Raw genomic sequence first — 16975 nt, 5'->3', positions numbered from 1 at the left:
ATTTATTTTATGTAATTTTGCAACCTCTATTTAGCAAAACTGATAAAATCACATATAATTTTCGTATACATTAACGTATCATAGCATTAATAAAATGAAAATTTTAGCATTCAAACCAAAGCTGTTTTCTACACTAAAAAACTACTCGAAAGAGACGTTCACAGCCGATCTTATGGCAGGTATCATTGTAGGTATCGTAGCTCTTCCATTGGCTATCGCATTCGGTATCGCATCGGGGGTCTCTCCCGAAAAAGGTATTATCACCGCCATCATTGCAGGATTTATCATTTCACTGTTAGGTGGAAGCAAAGTACAGATCGGAGGTCCGACCGGAGCATTTATCGTTATTATTTATGGTATTATCCAACAATACGGAGAAGCAGGACTCATCGTCGCCACTTTAATGGCAGGAGTCATCTTGGTATTATTGGGTATATTCAAATTGGGGGCAGTCATCAAATTCATTCCCTATCCCATTATCGTAGGTTTTACAAGCGGTATCGCCGTAACTATCTTTACCACACAGATCGCCGATATTTTCGGATTGAACTTCGGAGATGAGAAAGTACCGGGAGACTTTATAGGAAAATGGCTGATTTATTTCCGTCATTTCGACACAGTGAACTGGTGGAATACTATCGTAAGTATCATCAGTGTGGTCATCATCGCCATCACTCCTAAGTTCTCAAAAAAAGTGCCCGGCTCTCTGATTGCCATTATTGTAGTGACAATTGCCGTATATCTGATGAAAGTATATGGTGGCATCGATTGTATCGATACCATCGGTGACCGTTTTACTATCAATTCCGAATTGCCTGATGCAGTAGTCCCCTCACTGAATTGGGAAGCCATTAAAAATTTGTTTCCGGTAGCCATTACAATCGCTGTATTGGGGGCCATCGAATCTTTGCTTTCGGCCACAGTAGCCGATGGTGTGATAGGAGACCGGCATGATTCCAATACGGAACTGATAGCCCAAGGTGCTGCCAACATCATAACTCCCTTATTTGGCGGTATCCCTGCAACAGGAGCCATTGCCCGTACGATGACCAACATTAATAACGGTGGAAAAACTCCTGTAGCCGGAATCATTCATGCAGTTGTCCTGTTGCTTATCCTTCTATTTCTAATGCCATTGGCGCAATACATTCCCATGGCATGTCTGGCCGGTGTACTGGTCATCGTTTCTTATAATATGAGCGGATGGCGCACATTCAAGGCATTATTGAAAAATCCGAAATCAGACGTTACCGTATTGCTGATCACTTTCTTCCTAACCATCATCTTTGATCTGACCATTGCTATTGAAGTAGGATTAATCATTGCCTGTGTATTGTTTATGAAACGTGTAATGGAAACCACCAAAATTTCTGTTATTACCAACGAGATAGATCCGAATTCTGAACTCGACATAGCCGTCCATGAAGAACATCTGAGTATTCCGAAAGGGGTAGAAGTATATGAAATCAACGGTCCTTACTTCTTTGGTATCGCTACACAATTCGAGGAGGTTATGGCACAGTTGGGAGATCGCCCCGCCGTTCGTATCATCCGCATGCGTAAAGTGCCCTTTATCGACTCAACCGGTATTCACAATTTATCCAACCTGTGCAGAATGTCTCAAAAGGAAAAGACAACAATCGTACTTTCGGGAGTCAATGAGAAAGTACACAATGTACTCAGAAAATCCGGTTTCTATGAATTATTGGGAGAAGAAAACATATGTCCGAATATCAATGTGGCCTTAGAAAGAGCAAAAGAAATTATTGGAGAAAATTGAGGAATTGAAAGTTAAAAGTTGAGAGTTATGATGGTATATTGCATATAGTCAATTCTCTACTAAAAATAAGGTTGGATAGATACAAACAAACTATTCCAATATAGAAAACATCCCCATGTTGCCGTGCAGAACATGGGGATGTTGTGTAATAAAACATGGGGATGTTATCAGGCAAAACATCCGGATGTTGTCTATCTACGTCTTAATAAGAAGCAGTAGCACGAATACCGGCTTCTGTCAATAAGGATACTATTCTGTCCAATTCTTCATGTGTAGCTTTCTCCAGATCATGATCCGGTGTTTCACGATCGATCGTATATATCATCACTTGCCGGGGAGCTATTGCTTTTACGGCTTCAAGCCAAGGCAAGACATATTTATCAGAAGTATTATCCACATCTTTACCTTGGTAAGTGCCTTTCATAAACATAGTCTGGATAATGCAGCTTCCTTTGAATGCCTTCAAATGTTCCACGATATCGGACACGGTATACTTTCCTGCCGGACGATCTACCAAATGAATATACTCATCATCCACCGTATCGAGTTTCAGTATATTATTATCTATCTTATTCAATGCCTCAAAAACAGCAGGGCGATGAATAAATGTGGAATTACTTAACACACTTACTTTTGCATTCGGAAAATATTTATCACGAAGTGCCAATGTATCTTCTATGATTTCCGGAAAATGAGGGTGTGCCGTAGGCTCACCATTACCGGCAAACGTCAGTACATCGGGAAAAGGACCGTTTACCTGCATATCTTTTAAGCGGGTTTCCAAAGCTTCCCGCACTTCTTCACGGGTAGGTAACGCTTTGGAAGGACGATGATCGGCATTAAAACCACATTCACAATAAATACAATCGAACGAACATACCTTTCCATCGGAAGGTAAAAGATTTATTCCCAATGATACTCCCAAACGGCGGGAATGAACAGGGCCGAAAATAGGAGATGGATAAATAACAGTCATATCTATTTACTATTTGACGATTTGCGATTTTATGATTCAAGACTGATTAATTATTATGTATAGCTTGATGATTTATAAGCGAGCTATGATAATTTATCAAATCAGTCTTACCATATACTTGCACAAATATATTAAAACTTTAAGCGCAATTGCATCTGCAGGTCCGCTTTTTTATTGCTTGCTATCAAATCATAACCCGAACCAATCTCACTGCGGTTCATGTATATAGTCTGGCCGAACTTGGCTATTACCATCCAGTGTGTATTCAAATCGTAACGCAGATTGATGGCTACACGCACTCCTTCTCCTTGAAAAGAAGGGGTATAAAAAGTATAAAGCAGACCTTTTTCTGCAATATACACCCGGGTATCATAATCATCCGTATAAAAATAACTTCCCTGCAATTCTGTTTTCAACGGAAAATGAAGTGGCCTGCAAGTTATTACCTGTGTAAGCTGATAACCTTGGCCGGGTAATTTTCCCAATGAATGAAAATGATTATAATCGGCCGTTGTACGGAAGGAAAACAACTCTCCCGGTGAATAGTTCAGCCGATAGCGTAACCGATGATGATAAACAGGCAATGTTATTTTTCCGTTTGTTCCCGAAACATCCCTTTCTTTCCGCTTGTAACGATAATTCAGATACATAGTAAGATTTTCGTGAGGAGCAAAAGTAACCTGTAGCAATCCGTCCACACCCTGAGAAGGTTTGCTGATCCTGTATTTCCACCAGGGAAAAGAAAATAAATCAATGGAAGCAAACAGTTTCCAATAACGGGATGGAGTTATTTCGCCACTCAGACACCAGCCATTTTCATTTTGAACACTGCTGCTTTCACCAAACGAATGGGCAAACATAGCCCAATAATCATGTGCATAATAACGATAGATAAGCGATAAATGAGCACCCTGCATAGGAGAATACCGTATCTTGTTTAAAGTAGCAAATCCTTTTTTTCCGATAGCCGTTTCACCCTGAAAAGAAAAGCGATGCCAACGGTATCCGTATTCCAATCCGGCATTATAAAATCGATTGCCATGCATATTATATTTTGAATATTCCCACAAATCAGGTTCAAAAGGATGATTAAAGAAATAGTATATACCTGTCAGTCCCAATTTCAGGTGATTGTCCGTGTAAGTTATGTTTCCACCTGCCAATTGCATTGTGAAAACATTCTTCTTGTCGGCCTCTTTCCGGCTACGATGCAAACCGGTTTTATAGATAGAGGTTATTTCTCCTTCTTGAACCACCCCATCCATATGGCGATACGAGTAAAAACCCGACAAAACAAAATACTTATTCAAATTTACGGCGGCAGCTATCCCTCGAAAGTAATTGTATTCATCCGTAGAAGAATGTTTCCGTATGCCGCCACTCCGAAACGTAAATGAAGAAAAGCTTGCTCCTTTACCCATTAAAAAATCGGTACTTATCACCAATCCTTGTCCGAAGCTTAAACGATAATTACCCAAAGCTAAAGTTTTCAACCGGCCTAACCTACTTATGAACAAATAATATGAATAGTAATCATACCCTTGTTTATTGTGCAATGCTCCAAAAGGTTCACCGGCATCTTTCTCACCGGTCATTCCGGCATAAATATGCTCTTTATAGCGGAATCCGTATCGCAGAGAGTGATATATAGGAGGGCCTAAATAAGTTTGTTCATACCCTTTACGGGTATAAAACGGAATATCCATGCGAGTTAATAACTCATGTTTCCCATACTTGAATATGCTTTTTAGCGATGGATAAGCCTCTCTCTTATGAACCGGTTGTACACAAACAAAAGGAAGTAAATAATGAATCGTTTCCCAGTCCATTTCTTCCACCAACTGTAATTCATAAATAGTCTGCATTTGTCCATTGATATAGACGTATGCCAAAAGATTTTCAATCTGGATATCGTTGAGAAAAGGAAATTGTTCCAACTGCTCTTTTGTGGCCGAATTCAAATTGACAGGTTGCTGAATTCGTTCAGAAAGTTCTTCAATGACATTTTCCCAATTTAATTCTTCTTCTTCATCGTTATTAACAGAGATATCCTCCATTACATCATCCAGAAAACTCATAGAAGAGTTTTGAGCATTATTAACAGGTATTATCAACAGGAAGTTAATAACTATGGACAGGCGTAAAAGCCATGTGTTTTTCATCTAATTTTACTTTTACAAGACAACGAAGATACTTTAAATAGGTTAACACTACAAGGAATTGAACAAATAATAAAATAATCTTGTAATTTTGCAGTATGAATATAAGGCCTAACATAGTAATACTTACGCTGTTCGCTCTGTTTTTTGTATCTCTATCCAGCCGGGCACAAGAGAAGCAAAACAATGGCGGATATCTTGTTCCGGTCTGTATTTACGAAGGAGATACCATTCCTTACGTTCAACTACGAACTGTCTATATATTCAAACCGCTAAAATTCAAAAATGACAAAGAACGGAGAGAATATTACAAATTGGTGAGAAATGTCAAAAAGGTGTATCCCATTGCCCGTGAAATAAACCGGACCATCCTCGAAACATACGAATATCTACAAACCCTGCCGAACGAAAAAGCCCGGCAACGTCACATCAAAAAGGTAGAGAAGGGCCTCAAAGAACAATATACGCCACGCATGAAGAAATTAACTTTTGCACAAGGTAAACTGTTGATAAAGTTAGTGGACCGACAAAGCAATCAAACCTCGTTTGAACTGGTCAAAGCCTTTATGGGCCCTTTCAAAGCAGGTTTCTATCAAACATTCGCCGCTCTTTTCGGTGCCAGTCTTAAAAAGGAATATGATCCGGCAGGAGAAGATAAACTCACTGAACGGGTGGTATTGCTGGTGGAAAACGGACAAATTTGAGAGAGTTGAAAGCCTTTTTTAGTTGAGAGTTGAAAGTTGAAAGTTACTATGCAGCGTGTATGTATAGCGCAGCTAACTTTCAACTCTCAACTTTCAACTAAATTAAGCTTTCAACTGAATAAAGAGTTCCCATATCACAATTCCTGCCGTCACAGATACGTTCAGTGAATGTTTCGTACCATATTGAGGAATTTCAATGCAGCCGTCCGAATGATCGATCACTTCCTGTTGCACTCCTTTCACTTCATTTCCCATGACAATGGCATATTTCTTCGTTTTATCCAATTTCAATTCATCGAGCATGATACTTCCTTCAGCCTGTTCCACCGAATAAACGATATATCCCTCTTTTCTGAGGTTATCAACAGCATCAACAGCGTTATTAACATACTTCCAGTTTACAGTGAATTCAGCACCTAAAGCAGTTTTATGCATTTCCGGATGCGGAGGAGTGGCCGTAATACCACACAAATAAATACATTCAATACGAAAAGCATCCGATGTACGGAATACAGAACCGATGTTATGCAGACTTCTGATATCATCCAATATCACTACCAAAGGCAGTTTATCAGCCTTTTTAAATTCTTCTGCACTGATCCTGTTCAGTTCGGTTATCTTCAATTTTCTCATATTCTTCTGTTCTTTATGCAAAGGTAATTCTTTTCTGTTAACATGCCTGTTTATAACCGTTGAAAACCTGTCAAAACTTTCGGCAAAGATTTTGAAAACTATCTCTTGCATTATTCAGAAGAAGGTATAAAGAAGCTGTGGAATGAACAATCCAAAAAAGTTAATATAAACTTTCGACATATTCTTAAACATATTTTTCAGTACATAATGCCCTGTTTATATCCATAAAGTTTTTAACTTTGCACTTTATCAACAAGATGTTAATAGATAGCAAAAGATAGCTTATTATCAATCAATAGACTCTGTTCAGTCCGTTCATAACCTACTGATAATCGTTTATTGGAGACTAATAACTAATCTGGCAAGAAAAATCGCTTTTATTTGCTAACACTATTAACAGGTTATTATCACTAACAAAGAATTTCTTTCTAAAAGGAAGAGAAAATAAAATTATTATGAATGAACTCATAAAAGCTATTAACGAGCTGAAGAAAGAGAAAAATGCAATCATTCTGGGTCACTACTACCAGAAAGGTGAAATACAGGATATCGCTGATTACGTAGGTGACAGCTTGGCTTTGGCTCAATGGGCTGCCAAAACGGAAGCGGATATCATTGTGATGTGTGGTGTTCACTTTATGGGCGAAACGGCCAAAGTACTCTGTCCGGATAAGAAAGTGTTGGTGCCCGATATGAATGCCGGTTGTTCATTGGCCGACAGTTGTCCGGCCGATCAGTTTGCACAATTTGTCAAGGAGCACCCGGGATATACGGTGATATCCTATGTAAACACTACGGCAGCCGTAAAAGCGGTGACCGATGTGGTAGTAACCTCCACCAATGCCAAGCAAATCGTGGAAAGCTTTCCCAAAGATGAGAAAATTATTTTCGGGCCCGACCGTAATTTAGGGAATTATATCAACTCAGTTACCAACCGGCAGATGTTATTATGGGACGGTGCCTGCCATGTGCATGAACAATTTTCGGTAGAAAAGATTCTGGAACTGAAAGCGCAATATCCCGATGCTGTCGTACTTGCACATCCCGAATGTAAAAGTACGGTGTTAAAGTTGGCCGATGTTGTCGGTTCTACAGCTGCCCTGTTGAAGTATGCTGTTAACAGCAGTGAACAACGGTTTATTGTAGCCACCGAATCGGGTATTCTGCATGAGATGCAGAAGAAATGCCCGGAAAAGACGTTTATCCCCGCTCCTCCGAACGATAGTACCTGTGCATGCAATGAGTGTAGCTTCATGAGATTAAATACGCTGGAGAAGCTCTATGACTGTCTGAAGAATGAAGCACCGGAGATATTAGTCGATCCGGAAGTGGCGGAAAGAGCGGTGAAGCCGATAAAGAGGATGTTGGAGATATCGGCGAAGTTGGGATTATAGATTATAATAAAATCAATAATGGCTTGCAAGTTGGTTCTTCGTTGCAAGCCATTATTGGTTTTATCTTATGAACAGTATTTTAGTAGCTATTCCTTCTTTTCCTTCTGCATTAGCGGCTAATACGAAATAAACTCCTGAAGGAACTCGTTTTCCTTGTTGATTTTTCCCGTCCCATGTGAATTGCCCTCCAACAGAAGTTCCCTCATGAATTAGTTTACCACTGACATTGGTTATTTTTATATCAGTATCTTGTACAAGTCCTGTGATAGTAATAACTCCTGTATAATCTGGTTTTACGGGATTAGGGTATGCGTATACATTATCTTCTACAAAATTATCTTCTGGTTCTGTTGCATCGCTTTGATAAGATACTAACCCTTTACTTGTACCAATAAAAACTTCACCAGTATGTGGATGGATGGCAATAGATTGTATATTATTTGATAAAAGAGGGCTATTTTCTGCTGTAAAATGATGAATTGTTTCCAAACCATCAGGACTTAATAAGTATATTCCATTCATTTCTGTTCCTATCCATTTACGATTTCCACCATCTACGGCAATTGCATTTATTTTATCATTTGCTAATAGAAAATCTGCCAGATTAGTTCCATCATCACGTGGAACCTTTATTTGTGTACAATAAAAATCATCTTCAAAAAAATTAGAAGGATTATTAAGTATGATAGGTCCTTGTCCTGTACCTATCCAAATAGCTCCATTTTTATCTTCTGTAATACAATAAATGCCATTATGGCTGAGTATTGTACCGTCTTGATTAGTAAAATTCTTAATAAATTTATGCTTATCGTCACTAGAATCTTCTAAAGTTCCTTTTGTGTCTAAACAAAATACTCCATAATCTGCTATCCATGAAGAAATAACCCAAAAATTTCCCCTTTTATCAAACATAGTACGCTCCAAATTATTAAGTCCTGCAATTTCTGGATAACGTAAACTTATCCATTTTCCATCTGACTTTAGTATTTTAATTGGATTTAATACTCCTTCGGTTTTATCTTTACCACTATTGGTCATCCAAAGATTGTTATCATTGTCGTATTTTAATCCATTAATTCGTACAAATGTATCATATCCATTTGCTGTTTCCAGTGGACTATTATGTAAACTATATTGATTAATAAAGTTTTTGTTGTTGAATTCATATAATCCTTCTCCAGCAGAAGCTGCAAAATAGTGTTCAGGATCGGTCGGATCTTGTACAACACAATTAATATCTTTATATGACTGTCCTGTTTGTTCTTTTATTCCGTCTTCTTGAAAGCTACTCCAAGTATTATTACTTAATTCCATTATAGTACCAACATAATTTAATCTGTCTCCAACCATCCCTCCACCTGCAATGAGTAAGTTTCCATTTTTTTCAATATTCATGTAAAAATTATAATTCCTTTTAGGGCTATTGGGAATAATAGACGGTGTTGTTATTTGCATTACATTATTATTATCAAATTTTAGACCTATAAGTCCATTTTCTTTGCATCCTGCCCAAAAAAATCCATTTGCATAAGAAAAATATGATGTATTAAGATTGTGATTTAAAGAATGAAACTCATTTATATTATTAAATAATCCTAATGAATTATCATTGCTAGCTATTAATTTATCTTCATAAACATACATGAAAGTATAATGTCCTTTTACGAGTTGCGAGTGGTTGTAATCAGATTTATTAATTAAATAAATCCCTTGATAAGAAATATTTCCTACTAAATTATTATTATAGTTTGATAAATTAGAATATTTAGTATCGGATACTTTATTCCAATTATTGGCATCTAGTAGATTTTCAGTTAATAAACCTGTAAATAATCCTTCCGAAGATGCAGCATAAATTTTAGTATCATCTACAGCACAAGCGTTTATTTGTTTGTTAAGAATATAAGTATTAGTAATTTCTCTTCTTTTTAAATTTAAAACAATTACTCCAAATGAAGTAGATAGATAAGCATATTCTTTAGCAAGGCATATATGATTAACATTTTTATTTTGAGTCATATTTTTATTCATATAATCTGGAAGATTATATACTATATTGTCATTGACTAGTAGATCTATATTTGCATTAGAATATATTATTATTAGTGTTTTATATTCTTTACTATAGACTATGTATGAAATATCTGTATCACTTAAAAGATAATTTTTCCAATAGCACTGGACACTGGAATCTTCTTTATCATAAGAGAATAAACTCCCGTTTCCTACAGCATAGATAATGTTACCGGCAGGTTCTGTGCGGGTAACATTGTGGTAAGATAAATAATTTTGCCAGCTACCAACTGCATGTTGTGCATATAAAAATGGCGCGATAATCAAGAATAAGACACAAATATAGATTATTTTCTTTTTCATAAATTATTGATTAAAAAAAGCACATAGATTGTCTATATGCTTTTTATATTAACTTGTTTATAACCTGTTTATTGTATGGAAAACAGGAATTTACATAGTTTATTAACAGCTTGTGCACGATGGCTTATTTTATTTTTTATTTCATCGCCAAGTTCGGCAAAAGTTTTATGATATCCTTCCGGAATAAAAATCGGATCATATCCAAATCCTGATAATCCTCGTTTTTCTTCTATTATTTGGCCTTTTATTATTCCTTCAAACTGATAAGTGTTTTCATTAAGTATGAGTGAAATAACAGTGCGAAATTGTGCATTACGATTTTTCTTTCCTTCCATATCTTGAATCAATTTCAGCATATTTGCTTCTGAGTTGTGTGTATCACTTGCATAGCGGGCAGAATATACTCCCGGTTTGCCATTCAAAGCTTCTACTTCCAATCCGGTATCATCTGCAAAACAATTAATTCCATAGTGACTATGAATAAATTTAGCTTTAAGCAAAGCATTTCCTTCCAATGTATCAGAGGTTTCCGGGATATCTGTGTGACAATTGATATCGTTTAGACTGAGTAGTTCTATTTTATCTCCTAAAATGGCAGATACTTCTTTTAATTTATGAAGATTATTAGTAGCAAAAACCAGTTTCTTTTTCATTTTTCTGAATTTAATAATAGACAAATATACACTAAAATAATCATATAGTTTTTTGAAAGTGATGATTTTATCGTCATAATTTATTTTCTAATATAATGTATGTTAAATAAAATCTTTTTATATACGAGTTGTTTTTAATTTATTTATTTTTAATAATTTTTTAAAACTAAGATTGCCATGGAAACAAAAAACTATTTTATTACATTATTGCTTTCTCTTTTTTGTATACCAATGAATGCACAATTAAAAGTTCTTTCAAATGGAAAAGTTGGAATAGGTACTACTAATCCTCAGTATGGTTTTTTAGAGATTGGAAAGTCTGGTGTAAATAATGGATTGGCTATATATGATAGTTCATTATTGACTCCACCATTAAAGTTGTATACTTCTGGCGAAGTGGGATATTTGAATTTTGATGGAATACCAGCATAAGGTATTGCAATAAAGAAAAATGGACATGTCGGATTTGGATACAACCCGAACATTTATGCATCTCTAAATCATTTTATTACTGTTCATATTCATCCTTCAAATCCAGCTGCTGCATTTGTTACTTATGTAAATTTCCCATTTGATTATGGGGATGTAATTTCTGTTGTTGCGAGAAGAAAAACAGATATGGCATACGTTGTTAGAAGTGGTACAACCGGTAATAATGAAATAGTTTATTATGCTAGAGGTGATGGTGAAGTATATGCTAAAGGAAGTTTTCTTACAGCATCCGATGGATCTTATAAAGATAATATAGCTAATATAAGTAATGGATTAGATAAAATAAAGGGAATTAGAGGAGTTACTTATACTTTAAAAAATCAGGATAATGCATTATTAACTCAAAATGATGTGGAAAGAAATATTTCACTTGATACTAATAGTATTTCAAAGTCTTCTGTATCGGCTGAAATTATTAATACTATTAAAGCTGAAAGATCAAGAAAGAAAGCCGGTTTTATAGCTCAAGAATTAGAAAAAGTTTTTCCGGAAGCTGTATATACTTTGCCTAATGGAAAAAAAGCGATCGCTTATTTAGAAATTATTCCTTTGCTTGTGGAAGCCATCAAAGAACAGCAAAACGAAATTGATGAATTAAAACAAGCTAAAACTGTTCAAACCAGATCAGTTATCGGGGAAGATGAGGATAAACAATCGGACATGAATTCATTGATGGATGGGAGGTTGAAAGCTGAATTATATTCTAATATACCCAATCCCTTTAAAGAGCAGACTACCATTTCTTTTTTCATCCCTGAAACGGCTTATGGGGCCAGCATTCATATTTATAATTTGCAGGGAAAACAGATAAAACAAATCAATATCGGGGAAAGAGGAAATGGTTCTGTTATTATCAATGGTTATGAATTGACTCCGGGAATGTATATGTATACGTTAATTGTGGATGGAAAAGAGATTGATACGAAGAAAATGATATTAACTGAATAGATGTAGGGTAGTTGTAAAAAAATCATGTTATTAAATCGAATATAAAATAGTTATGAGTAAAATAATACAATTTTTAATTTTTATATTTTGGGGTACTTTATTGTATTCACAAAATGTAGTGATTGATGGTGTTACTTTTTCGACTGATAAAAAGACTTTGATAAAGTATCCGAAAGATAAAGTGGATAAAGAGTATGTGGTTCCGGAAGGGACACAGATAATTGAAACAAAGGCTTTTGATCAAGTAGAATTATTGTCACATATCATTTTACCTTTTTCTTTAAAAGAGATAAGAAATAATGCATTTTTTAAATGTTTTGTTTTAAACGCTGTGACTTGGAGTAATTTTCCCTCGATTGTGGGTAGGGATATTTTTTATGAGTCTCCAATACGGAAATTTTATGTCTCAGATGGTGCTGATTGTGTAGTGGTAAGCAATGTTCTTTTTTCTATGGATCAAAAGAAGCTGTTACGTTATCCTCCAAGAAGAGAAAAATCACAAGAAGAATCTGAAAATCCTACATATTTCACAGAATATGTAATTCCGGAAGGTACTGAAGTAATAAATAGATTAGCGTTTGATAGAACTTTTTTGTATAGTGTAACTTTACCGTCAACTCTAAAAACAGTAGAGGAAGGAGCTTTTTGGGTAGAACCACGTGTGCCTGTCGGTAGAAATAATCAAGAAACCAATCGTGATAATGATTTTGATTGGGATTTGGAATATCGGGACATGGATGTAGTTGTTTGTAACGCAATTGTACCTCCTGTGCTGATTGGCTATCCATTTGCAGACACATACTGGACAAGATTGTATGTTCCTGAAGAAAGTTTCGATGCTTATTGTTATGCACCGGGCTGGACGAAGTTTAGGGATATAAATCACAAACTCAATCCGGCTTCGGTTAATAACATTTCATTATCTGGTTTGAGAGTTTTTTTAAATGGTGACAACTTGAATATAACGTATACGCGGAAAATATCAGAAGTAAGATTATATGCATTAAATGGCATTTTATTATTAGAAGAAATCATAAATGATAATTCGTGTAATTTAAAAACAGATAATCTCTTACATGGATTATTACTCTTAGAGGTGGTTTATGAAGATGGAACGAGGGAAAAGATAAAACTCCATAAATAAATTGATTTATGAAAAAAATATTAGTTTGTTTGATAACCATTGTAGTTGTCATGAATTTAAGTGCCCAAGTGGAAGGTACGATACAATGGCAGCCGGAGATAGATTTTACTTATCAGATAAATGGTGAATATATAGAAATATTGTCTGAAACCGGATATGTTGATGAACCGGGAATGCCTCAGATTCCATATTGTGTGAAAACATTTCTTATACCTGTGAATGCTCAGCCGGTGATACAGGTAAAGTATGTAAATAGAAAACTACAAAAAAAGGACGTTTTATTGTATCCGGTCCAACCGCCAATTCCTATTGGAGAAAGTAGTTTATCATGGGTAGAGCCCAATAATGATATTTATAACTCATCAAATCCTTTTCCGGGAAAGTATGCCGAAATTGTATCTTTTAGAAAAGGGCGTTTGGGCGCAATGGTAGACGCAGCAGAAAAAAATGTTAATTCAGATGTGGATAATTATCTGCCGGAGTATCTGATTATAACGAATGAAGCTTTGAAAGATAAATTTCGGATATTGGCTGACTGGAAAACTAAAAAAGGAATACCTGCTATTATAGAAACAGTAGAGGAAATTTCTGCTACATATGCAGGAAGTGATATTCAAGAAAAAATACGTAACTATTTGGTTGATGTTAAACGTAACTATGGTTCTATGTTCGTATTACTTGGAGGAGATACAAATATTATACCCGCTCGTGTAAAGAAATCAAGATATTCGAAAAATAAAGATTGGGTTGCTGTTGATTTTTATTATACTTGTGTAGATAATGGAAATTGGAATAAGAATGGAAATAATATATATTATGAAGCTGATAAAATAGATTTTGAGGATAGTAAAGATTGGGGAGTATCATTTAAATTAGGGAGAGCCCCAGTGGAAACATTAGAAGAAGCAGAGGTATTTGTGAATAAAGTAATTCATTATGAAAAGGCAGATTTAAATCATAGCGTCATATGATTCTTTAGGGATTTATATTTGGCGGCAGGATGGAACTCCTTTTACTACGAATCCATTTTGGAGAATTGGCGATATTAATTTGTCATCTGCACCTGTGGTGTGTGATTTGAATGAAGATGGGAAAAAGGAATTGATCTTTTCTCAGCATAATGTAGATGTCAGCCATATTTATGCTATTAGTTTAGAGGGAGACAAAACAGTTACCGGTTGGGATGGAAGTCAAACAATTCCTTATACGAATTCTTATTCTTTAGATCATACCCTGTCTGTAGGTGATATTAATAATGATGGTCATTTGGAGGTTGTGATATTAGGTCGCGGATGTGTAAAAGCTTGGAAACATACGGGAGAAGAAATTTTTAATAAACCTATTGATGGATTGTTACCACAAATAATCTGGGCAGCTAATATGAATACTCCAATTTTGGCTGATGTAGACGGAGATGCTGTGCCGGATATTGTGTTCTGTTGTAATAATAGTATTTATGCTTTACATAATGATGGCAGTGATATTGTTGGATTTCCTATTATATCTAACTCTGAATTTCAAGATTCTCCATGTGTGGCAGACATTGACAGTGATGGTAAAAATGAGCTAATAGCAGGTAGTCAGGATGATTTGTATGTCTGGAAAACTGATGGTATTCCTACAGCTATTGAGTGGGGGTGAAATGTGGAAATCCACAAAATACAAATGAATATTTCGTCAGCCAACACTGATAAATTCCAATGAAGTATGGGACGGAGAATCACCCTGTGGAAATGTATTGTTACAATCGGGACGATTGGTTGTTCCTGTCGGTAAAACAATGACGTTGAATAATACTTCTGCTGTGATCGTCCGTTCGGGAGCCGTACTTGAAGTGGATGGGGGAAGTATTCAGAATGCAAGGCTCGTGGTACAGAAAGGTGGTACGGTTATCCTCAAGAATAACGGTTTGATTAAGTTACGAAACAAAGGTAATTTTGAAATGGAGCAAGGGGCAATGCTGGATTTACCTTATGGAGAGATTAAATAAATCTTTTTAAACTAAAGAAAGCGAGCCGGTAGTTATATTTTAATTCTTTCCCGTAAAGATAATAGCAGGGAATCAGCTAAGATCATAGTTTTATAGGAGATAATAATGAGCTAATTTGCCAATATGCCAATGCTATGCAGTACACAGCACAGCCAATTGGCACATTGGCAAATTATTCAAAGCTGAATTGGAAATGAACTTATTTCATAAATAAACGTTGTGTTACGGTCGTAACAGTTACCGCAAGAACAAAATTGGCAGAAAAGAATTTATAGGCTCAAACTTTTTGTTAACTTTGTAACCGCTGTAACTATTACGAGAATAACTAAAGGAAAGAATGATATGGAATTTTATGATCGAACCAATGAATTGACTGAACTTCAACGGATACAGAATTTATCGTTCAGTGACCATTCCCGGCTGACAGTGGTAACCGGACGGCGGCGTATCGGTAAAACGAGTCTTATCATGAAATCGGTTGAAGGTTTGCCGACGGTCTATCTGTTTGTAGGTCGTAAAGCAGAAGCAACACTTTGTTCGGAGTTTATTCCGGTCATTTCCCAATCGCTCGATACGTTTGTTCCGGCAGAGATACGTACTTTCCGCTCGTTGTTTCAATATCTGATGGAGTTGGCTTCAAACAAGGCATTCAATCTTGTTATTGATGAGTTTCAGGAGTTTTATAACATCGACGAATCTGTATATAGCGATATGCAAAATATTTGGGATGCTTATCGCAGGAAATCAAAAATGAACCTGATCGTTTCCGGCTCTATTTATTCTTTAATGCAGAAAATATTCCAGAGTAAAAAAGAACCTTTATTCGGCAGAGCGGACAATATCATTAAATTGTCGGCATTTGATTTATCTACTCTTAAAGATATAATGCGAGATTATAGATCGGGATATACAAATGACGATCTGCTGGCTCTTTATTCTTTTACAGGTGGTGTTCCTAAATATGTGGAATTGTTTTGTGACAATCAGATGTTGAGTGTGGATGAAATGATTTCGTTCATGGTTCGCGAAAATTCTCCTTTTACTGACGAAGGGAAAAATCTGTTGATAGAGGAGTTGGGAAAAAACTATGCTACTTATTTTTCTATCTTAAGTGCCATTTCGGGCGGAATCAATACACAACCCGGAATAGAAGCAGCATTGGGAGATAAAAGTATTGGCGGTCAAATTAAACGCTTGATTGAAGATTATAATATCATTGTTCGCCAGCGTCCGATATTGGCCAAAGAGGGAAGTCAGACTGTCCGATACGAAATACAAGATAACTTCCTCCGGTTTTGGTTTAATTATTTTGACCGTTACCGTTCTTTAATCGAGATCAAGAATTTTGTAGGCTTACAGTCTATTATAAAAAAGGATTATCCTACTTATTCCGGTATAATGTTGGAAAGGTATTTCAAACAACAGTTTGCCGAAAGTTTTCAGTATCGCGCTATCGGTTCATGGTGGGAGCTTAAAGGATATCAAAATGAAATAGATATTGTCGGGTTAAAACTGGAAAAAAATCAGGCGGTTGTTGCTGAAGTAAAACGACAAAAGAAGAACTTTAAACCGGAATTGCTGGTTGCAAAAACGGAACATCTGAAACAGAAGTTATTGCCTAAATACCGCATAGAAATGCGTTGCCTTTCATTGGAAGACATGTAAGAAAAAAACAAGGAGCAAACAGGTTATCATTAAAATCTTGTTTGCTCCTCATTTTTTATGG

Annotated in this window: 15 protein-coding genes; 10 read left to right on the top strand and 5 right to left on the bottom strand. The window is 35.9% G+C overall.

Annotation, left to right across the window (positions count from 1 at the left end):
- The first annotated feature begins 94 nt into the window (after positions 1 to 94).
- A complete protein-coding gene (locus RB604_RS04000) occupies positions 95 to 1780 on the top strand; it encodes a SulP family inorganic anion transporter (protein WP_055293898.1) in 1686 nt (561 codons plus the stop codon).
- 202 nt (positions 1781 to 1982) lie between these two features.
- On the opposite strand, the gene RB604_RS03995 is transcribed toward RB604_RS04000, so the two are convergent.
- A complete protein-coding gene (locus RB604_RS03995; protein WP_309008664.1) occupies positions 1983 to 2756 on the bottom strand; it encodes a radical SAM protein in 774 nt (257 codons plus the stop codon).
- Positions 2757 to 2887: 131 nt separating this feature from the next.
- Positions 2888 to 4918: a helix-hairpin-helix domain-containing protein gene (locus RB604_RS03990; RefSeq protein ID WP_055293897.1), complete on the bottom strand. Its 2031-nt coding sequence runs from the start codon at positions 4916 to 4918 to the stop codon at positions 2888 to 2890.
- A gap of 95 nt (positions 4919 to 5013) precedes the next feature.
- Between RB604_RS03990 and RB604_RS03985 the strand changes: the two genes are divergently transcribed.
- Positions 5014 to 5619: a DUF4294 domain-containing protein gene (locus tag RB604_RS03985; RefSeq protein WP_005928099.1), complete on the top strand. Its 606-nt coding sequence runs from the start codon at positions 5014 to 5016 to the stop codon at positions 5617 to 5619.
- Between the two features lie 102 nt (positions 5620 to 5721).
- On the opposite strand, the gene RB604_RS03980 is transcribed toward RB604_RS03985, so the two are convergent.
- The gene (locus RB604_RS03980; protein WP_055294008.1) at positions 5722 to 6252 is read right to left on the bottom strand and encodes an RNA methyltransferase; all 531 of its coding nucleotides are present in this window, start codon (positions 6250 to 6252) and stop codon (positions 5722 to 5724) included.
- A 455-nt stretch (positions 6253 to 6707) separates the two neighbouring features.
- On the opposite strand from RB604_RS03980, the gene nadA reads away from it, so the two are divergent.
- Positions 6708 to 7646 carry a quinolinate synthase NadA gene (gene nadA / locus RB604_RS03975; RefSeq protein WP_005928104.1) on the top strand — a complete coding sequence of 313 codons (939 nt, stop codon included), beginning with the start codon at positions 6708 to 6710 and terminating at the stop codon, positions 7644 to 7646.
- A 60-nt stretch (positions 7647 to 7706) separates the two neighbouring features.
- Here the strand turns inward: nadA and porZ are convergent, their stop codons facing one another.
- Complete coding sequence (porZ, locus tag RB604_RS03970) at positions 7707 to 10022, bottom strand: type IX secretion system anionic LPS delivery protein PorZ (RefSeq protein ID WP_007479588.1); 2316 nt, start codon at positions 10020 to 10022, stop codon at positions 7707 to 7709.
- 68 nt (positions 10023 to 10090) lie between these two features.
- On the bottom strand, positions 10091 to 10675 hold the full coding sequence (locus RB604_RS03965; protein WP_007479589.1) for a non-canonical purine NTP diphosphatase: 585 nt from the start codon (positions 10673 to 10675) through the stop codon (positions 10091 to 10093).
- Between the two features lie 177 nt (positions 10676 to 10852).
- Here RB604_RS03965 and RB604_RS03960 point away from each other — a divergent pair, with 177 nt between their 5' ends.
- From RB604_RS03960 to RB604_RS03930, 7 genes are all read left to right on the top strand, one after another.
- Positions 10853 to 11107, top strand: coding sequence for a hypothetical protein (locus RB604_RS03960; protein ID WP_007479590.1), 255 nt, complete (start codon positions 10853 to 10855; stop codon positions 11105 to 11107).
- 186 nt (positions 11108 to 11293) lie between these two features.
- On the top strand, positions 11294 to 12115 hold the full coding sequence (locus RB604_RS03955; protein WP_007479591.1) for a tail fiber domain-containing protein: 822 nt from the start codon (positions 11294 to 11296) through the stop codon (positions 12113 to 12115).
- Positions 12116 to 12167: 52 nt separating this feature from the next.
- Positions 12168 to 13259: a leucine-rich repeat protein gene (locus RB604_RS03950; RefSeq protein WP_122282026.1), complete on the top strand. Its 1092-nt coding sequence runs from the start codon at positions 12168 to 12170 to the stop codon at positions 13257 to 13259.
- Between the two features lie 8 nt (positions 13260 to 13267).
- Positions 13268 to 14230: a C25 family cysteine peptidase gene (locus tag RB604_RS03945; protein ID WP_007479593.1), complete on the top strand. Its 963-nt coding sequence runs from the start codon at positions 13268 to 13270 to the stop codon at positions 14228 to 14230.
- 79 nt (positions 14231 to 14309) lie between these two features.
- Positions 14310 to 14900 carry an FG-GAP repeat domain-containing protein gene (locus RB604_RS03940; RefSeq protein WP_055293895.1) on the top strand — a complete coding sequence of 197 codons (591 nt, stop codon included), beginning with the start codon at positions 14310 to 14312 and terminating at the stop codon, positions 14898 to 14900.
- Positions 14901 to 15039: 139 nt separating this feature from the next.
- On the top strand, positions 15040 to 15249 hold the full coding sequence (locus RB604_RS03935; protein ID WP_055293894.1) for a hypothetical protein: 210 nt from the start codon (positions 15040 to 15042) through the stop codon (positions 15247 to 15249).
- 342 nt (positions 15250 to 15591) lie between these two features.
- Positions 15592 to 16914 (top strand): ATP-binding protein, encoded by a 1323-nt coding sequence (locus RB604_RS03930; RefSeq protein WP_055293892.1) that lies wholly within the window; start codon positions 15592 to 15594, stop codon positions 16912 to 16914.
- The last annotated feature ends 61 nt before the right edge of the window (positions 16915 to 16975 follow it).

Origin of the sequence: Bacteroides salyersiae (assembly GCF_031172035.1) — a bacterium.
Classification (GTDB): domain Bacteria; phylum Bacteroidota; class Bacteroidia; order Bacteroidales; family Bacteroidaceae; genus Bacteroides; species Bacteroides salyersiae.
The sequence above is the reverse complement of the archived record's forward strand: the minus strand, read 5'-3'. Positions and strand labels throughout refer to the sequence as shown.

Excerpts from the sequence above, each read along its gene's own strand:
- RB604_RS04000 (WP_055293898.1), top strand. The coding sequence starts at position 95 with ATGAAAATTTTAGCATTCAAACCAAAGCTGTTTTCTACACTAAAAAAC.
- RB604_RS03995 (WP_309008664.1), bottom strand. The coding sequence starts at position 2,756 with ATGACTGTTATTTATCCATCTCCTATTTTCGGCCCTGTTCATTCCCGC.
- RB604_RS03990 (WP_055293897.1), bottom strand. The coding sequence starts at position 4,918 with ATGAAAAACACATGGCTTTTACGCCTGTCCATAGTTATTAACTTCCTG.
- RB604_RS03985 (WP_005928099.1), top strand. The coding sequence starts at position 5,014 with ATGAATATAAGGCCTAACATAGTAATACTTACGCTGTTCGCTCTGTTT.
- RB604_RS03980 (WP_055294008.1), bottom strand. The coding sequence starts at position 6,252 with ATGAGAAAATTGAAGATAACCGAACTGAACAGGATCAGTGCAGAAGAA.
- nadA (WP_005928104.1), top strand. The coding sequence starts at position 6,708 with ATGAATGAACTCATAAAAGCTATTAACGAGCTGAAGAAAGAGAAAAAT.
- porZ (WP_007479588.1), bottom strand. The coding sequence starts at position 10,022 with ATGAAAAAGAAAATAATCTATATTTGTGTCTTATTCTTGATTATCGCG.
- RB604_RS03965 (WP_007479589.1), bottom strand. The coding sequence starts at position 10,675 with ATGAAAAAGAAACTGGTTTTTGCTACTAATAATCTTCATAAATTAAAA.
- RB604_RS03960 (WP_007479590.1), top strand. The coding sequence starts at position 10,853 with ATGGAAACAAAAAACTATTTTATTACATTATTGCTTTCTCTTTTTTGT.
- RB604_RS03955 (WP_007479591.1), top strand. The coding sequence starts at position 11,294 with ATGGCATACGTTGTTAGAAGTGGTACAACCGGTAATAATGAAATAGTT.
- RB604_RS03950 (WP_122282026.1), top strand. The coding sequence starts at position 12,168 with ATGAGTAAAATAATACAATTTTTAATTTTTATATTTTGGGGTACTTTA.
- RB604_RS03945 (WP_007479593.1), top strand. The coding sequence starts at position 13,268 with ATGAAAAAAATATTAGTTTGTTTGATAACCATTGTAGTTGTCATGAAT.
- RB604_RS03935 (WP_055293894.1), top strand. The coding sequence starts at position 15,040 with ATGACGTTGAATAATACTTCTGCTGTGATCGTCCGTTCGGGAGCCGTA.
- RB604_RS03930 (WP_055293892.1), top strand. The coding sequence starts at position 15,592 with ATGGAATTTTATGATCGAACCAATGAATTGACTGAACTTCAACGGATA.